At 67.5% G+C, this 4,224-nt stretch carries 4 protein-coding genes and 1 pseudogene; 3 read left to right on the top strand and 2 right to left on the bottom strand.

The annotated features are described in order from the left end of the window. Positions 1-1,138: 1,138 nt before the first annotated feature. Positions 1,139-1,402, bottom strand: a pseudogene (locus Q1B24_RS21705) (putative quinol monooxygenase); the annotation flags it as partial. Between the two features lie 169 nt (positions 1,403-1,571). Then, positions 1,572-2,525 (bottom strand): WYL domain-containing protein, encoded by a 954-nt coding sequence (locus tag Q1B24_RS21700; RefSeq protein ID WP_299933013.1) that lies wholly within the window; start codon positions 2,523-2,525, stop codon positions 1,572-1,574. Between the two features lie 150 nt (positions 2,526-2,675). On the opposite strand from Q1B24_RS21700, the gene Q1B24_RS21695 reads away from it, so the two are divergent. From Q1B24_RS21695 to Q1B24_RS21685, 3 genes are all read left to right on the top strand, one after another. After that, a complete protein-coding gene (locus tag Q1B24_RS21695) occupies positions 2,676-3,071 on the top strand; it encodes a RidA family protein (protein WP_299933048.1) in 396 nt (131 codons plus the stop codon). A gap of 61 nt (positions 3,072-3,132) precedes the next feature. Next, positions 3,133-3,600, top strand: coding sequence for a DUF488 domain-containing protein (locus tag Q1B24_RS21690; RefSeq protein WP_299933045.1), 468 nt, complete (start codon positions 3,133-3,135; stop codon positions 3,598-3,600). Between the two features lie 32 nt (positions 3,601-3,632). After that, on the top strand, positions 3,633-4,076 hold the full coding sequence (locus Q1B24_RS21685; RefSeq protein WP_299933010.1) for a protein phosphatase: 444 nt from the start codon (positions 3,633-3,635) through the stop codon (positions 4,074-4,076). Positions 4,077-4,224 lie beyond the last annotated feature (148 nt).

Below are 4,224 nucleotides of genomic sequence, written 5' to 3'. Positions count from 1 at the left end.
CACTACGCTCACCACCAGACCCCAGCAACAGCTGGAGTCTCAAACTAGAAAGTCTCCGGACATGCCGGGGCGGTTCAAGCCGCCGGCGCAGTCGAGATGGTGTGGGAGCAGGGGCCGCCCCAACGGGTACACCGTGGGCGACCCAGCGACGCGAGTCCGGCTGGTTCATCGGCAGTCCGGCTTGAAGCCGACGAAGTTGCGACCTTCATAGACCTGCGCCTCGAGCTTGCCCTTGGCGGTGTAGGCCTTGCCGTTGCGCGCCGACTTCGCTCCGAAGGAGATCTCCTTGCCCTCGAGGAGAGCCTTGGCCTAGCGCGGCCCCCTGCGGCCCAATCGCTTTTGGTCAACCCAGACGCCGCGGCCAATCCGTCGAGCGCGGCGTCGAAGTCGACCGTGAGCACGGTGTCGAAGACATCGAGAAGGACAGCGCGGACGTTCGACACGCCCTGAGACTAGGCGGTGCCTGTGGAACAGTGCGGCCGCGCTCCATATGCGCAGCAGCGCGCGCCTGGTCGGAGACCGAGTGTGCCACGGTGACCTCCGCCCACATCGGTGAGCCATCCGGTCTCCCGGCAGCGGAACCGCCTTCGGCGTACAGCGCCCCGGCACGCGGACATGCACAGATCGTTCCGCAAGGGATCCCGTTCTGGTCACGCTCGGCGTGACACTCCCGTTCTGGTCACGCTCGTGTCGACACCGCGGCCAGCGGGACCGCTGCTCAGCGTCGCGACCTCGCTGTCGCTGCGTGTCTGATGGTGGGCGCGTTCGGCCGCGCCTGACCTGGCCGCGCAGCTCGCCGAGCGACGGTCGGTCACGGCTCGGGGCTCGACCGGCCACGCTGGCGTAAGACACCGCTGGCTGACCATCGTTAGCGCCAGCTCGCTCTTGCCGCACCTGTCTTCACGCTGACTACAGGCCCGCCGAAGGTCGACGGGCTCACGACCGGTGCCCCGCCTCACACGCCGTGACCGTCGAGATCGACGACGGCGCATCGGCTGGGGCGCTGCGACCGGTGGAACCGATGCTCGGGGCCGAAGCCAGCGGCAAACGCCGCGACCGCAATGGGAGAACTCGACGGCTACACTGCGGTCGCCCAGCGGCGGCGACGGAACGAAACGTCGAGGTGACGCGCTGCTGGCTAGCTCGGCGAGGACTCGTCGACCGCCAGTTCGCCTAGTTGGGCCCACTCGATCCCTGGCACTTGTGTATTGACGATCCGCGGGGTCTCGGCGAGGTATCCCGGGAGCTCACGCGTCGCGGCTTGAAAGTGCTCGGATTGGACATGGGACGCGCCCGCGTCTTCGTCGCGGAATGCTTCGAGGAGCACGTATTCGTTTGGGTCGTCCAGGCTGCGCGACCAGTCGAACCACAAGCACCCCTCCCCGCTGCGGGTCGACTCGGTGAACGAGCGCGAGACTTCCGGCCATGGTTACGGAGGTCTCAGTCGACACCGAATGCAGGTGCGGCTCGACACCGCTCGGTACTGGAGTTGCGTCGGTGTTGGTGAGTTGCGACATCACTCGCGAGGTGGGGCGCGGTGCCGGCATCGAGACCATCACTTCGATTCGGGCTCAGGCAGGCTCTCGATAGCGGTCCGCGACCGTTTGTGCACGAGCGTGCAGGGAGGTGCGGAGCTCTGGTGGGACGAGCGCTTCGGCGTTGGTGCCGAGTTGCCACAGCGCCCACTCTGCATGCCAGAGGTCTTGGAAGGTGACCTCGAGGCGCAGCCAGCCGTCAGGTTCGGGCTCTTCGGCGCGGACGGCTTCGGCCATGTCGAGTAGGTCATCGCGGCGCGCCGGGTTCACCCGTACCTGGACGGGGATGTGGCCCTCGGACAGGAACTCGGCGCAGCGTTGTGCCCAGATCTGTTCAAGGTCGACCTGATCTGGTCGCTGCGCAGGTTCGGGTAGCTCCTCGGCGGCGTGGATCCGCGATATCCGCAGGGTCCGGTCGGTGCCGCTGTCGGTGGCCAGCAGATAGCCCTTGTCTCGCACGGTGACCAGGCCGATCGGGTCGACCGTGTGCCACTGGGGTGGCTGGTCCCGGGAGGCGTAGTGGATCCGCAGCTTGCGGCCGGCGAGGACCGCGCGTCGCACCACCATCAGAGTGGCGTCGGGGAGTTCGTCTTGGGTGAGGCGACGGGAGAGTAGGTCGGTCTCGGGGTTGACGAGGAATCGCTGGACCGCGGCGTTCACGGCGGCCTGGTGGCTTTCGGGGAGCGCGTCAACGATCTTCCGCATGGCTGAGGCGAGCGGTGTTCCGAGCCCGAAGATCTGCTCGCCAGGTCCCGAGCCGGCGGTAAGCAGCGCGAGCGCTTCGTCGTGGTTGAGGCCGGTGAGCTCGGTCCGGAACCCCGGCAACAGCGAGAACCCGCCATGCCGTCCGCGTTCGGCGTAGACGGGGACGCCGGCTGCTGAGAGCGCTTCGATGTCACGCAGAACGGTGCGCGTGGAGACCTCGAGCTCCTCCGCCAGCGTGTCCGCGGTCAGTTGGCCGCGTTGACGCAGCAGCAGGACCAGGGACACCAGCCGATCAGCTCGCACCGACGGAACGCTACCGAATACCTGACACAACGTGTCGTGATTCACCGGCAAGGTTCACAGCGCGACGCCGAGCCGCGGCGGCGCGATCGGGGTGCATGCCCCCGCAGATATCTGATTGGAGCTGATGTGGCAATCGAGCGAGTGGCCGTCAACCCGGTGACGTGGTCGGTGGAGATGGGGTTCAACCAGGGCGAGGTGGTCACCGGCCACACCCGGACGTTGTACTGCTCTGGGCAGACTGCGATGGGGGCCGACGGAAGTCCCCAGCATGAGGGAGACATGGCGGCACAGGTCGCGCTCAGCCTGGACAACCTGGAGGCCGTGCTCACGGCCGCCGGCATGTCACTGGCCAACCTCGTCCGGCTCAACGTCTACACCACGGACGTCGACCTGCTCTTCCAGCACTACGGGGTGCTGGCTTCGCGGCTGGGAGCGGCCCGGGTCGCGCCGACCACCACCATGCTCGGCGTGACCAGGCTGGCGATTCCCGGCCAGATGATCGAACTCGAAGGGACCGCGGTCGCCTGAGCGACCCCTGATGCCCGCGCCGGCGTCCGGCGCGGGCATCAGGCAGAGGAGATGACTGTTGATGCGTGAGCTGAGGACGATCGGTGTCTACGGATTCGATGCCGCGTCGTTCCTGGAACGCCTGCGCAGCGGCGGGGTCAGCATGCTCCTGGATGTCCGTCAGCGTCGCGGAGTCCGGGGCACCGAGTACGCGTGGGCCAACTCGCAACGATTGCAGGCCTCGCTCGCCGCGGCCGGGATCACCTACCGGCACCACCGCGAGCTGGCCCCCACCACCGAACTGCGGCAGCTTCAGTACGCCGAGGATGCCCGCCAGGGCGTCGGGAAGCACACCCGTCGTGAACTCGCTGCCACTTACGTCGACCGCTACACCGCTGAGATCCTCGACCATGCCGACCTCCAAGTCACCGTGTCGGCGCTGCCGAGTACCGGAGCAGGCGCCTTGTTCTGCGTCGAACGCGATCCCGAGGCCTGTCACCGTTCCTTGATCGGCTACCGGCATGCCCAGTCCGGTGGGCCCAGATGGTGAACCGGCGGCCTTGGCCCCCATGCTCGGGCATCATGAGCGTGATGACTCGGAAATGGGACGCGACGATGGCCGGGGTGCTGAACCTGCCGTCCGGACGAGTCGTGCGTGGCCGTGGCTTGGGCCGACCGATGCCCGAGAGCACGATGCCGGACTTCGGGCTGTACCTGCTCGGGAAACCGCCGGCTGATATGCGCTGGGACACGCGGTGGCTTCGCTGGCCAGACTTCCGGCTACCCGCCGACGAGGCGGACGCTCGGGACGCGTTGCGTGAGGCGTGGACCCGAGCCGGGTACGAGCGGGTGGAAATCGCCTGCGACGGTGGACGCGGTAGGACCGGCACCGCTCTCGGTTGTCTTGCCGTGTTGGACGGAGTGCCGGCCAGGGAGGCGGTCACCTTCGTCCGCAAGCACTACCACCCCCGCGCAATCGAAACGCCCTGGCAACGCCGCTTCGTCGTCCGGTTTGGCGAGGAGTAACGATGCCCCAGTGCGGGATCCCCGAGCGGGACTCGATGTGTCGCCGGCGTCGGAGTTGCGCACTATCAGCGGCATTATGCACAGGGTCGGGGCGGTCGCTCATGATGCTTCGCCTTCCGTGAGGCCGGTGAGGAGCTGGTTGAAGAGG

Origin of the sequence: uncultured Nocardioides sp., from assembly GCF_947488025.1 — a bacterium.
Taxonomy (GTDB): domain Bacteria; phylum Actinomycetota; class Actinomycetes; order Propionibacteriales; family Nocardioidaceae; genus Nocardioides.
Note: the sequence above shows the minus strand (reverse complement) of the source record. Positions and strands in the feature narration are given on the sequence as shown.

Excerpts from the sequence above, each read along its gene's own strand:
- Q1B24_RS21685 (WP_299933010.1), top strand. The coding sequence starts at position 3,633 with ATGAGCGTGATGACTCGGAAATGGGACGCGACGATGGCCGGGGTGCTG.
- Q1B24_RS21690 (WP_299933045.1), top strand. The coding sequence starts at position 3,133 with ATGCGTGAGCTGAGGACGATCGGTGTCTACGGATTCGATGCCGCGTCG.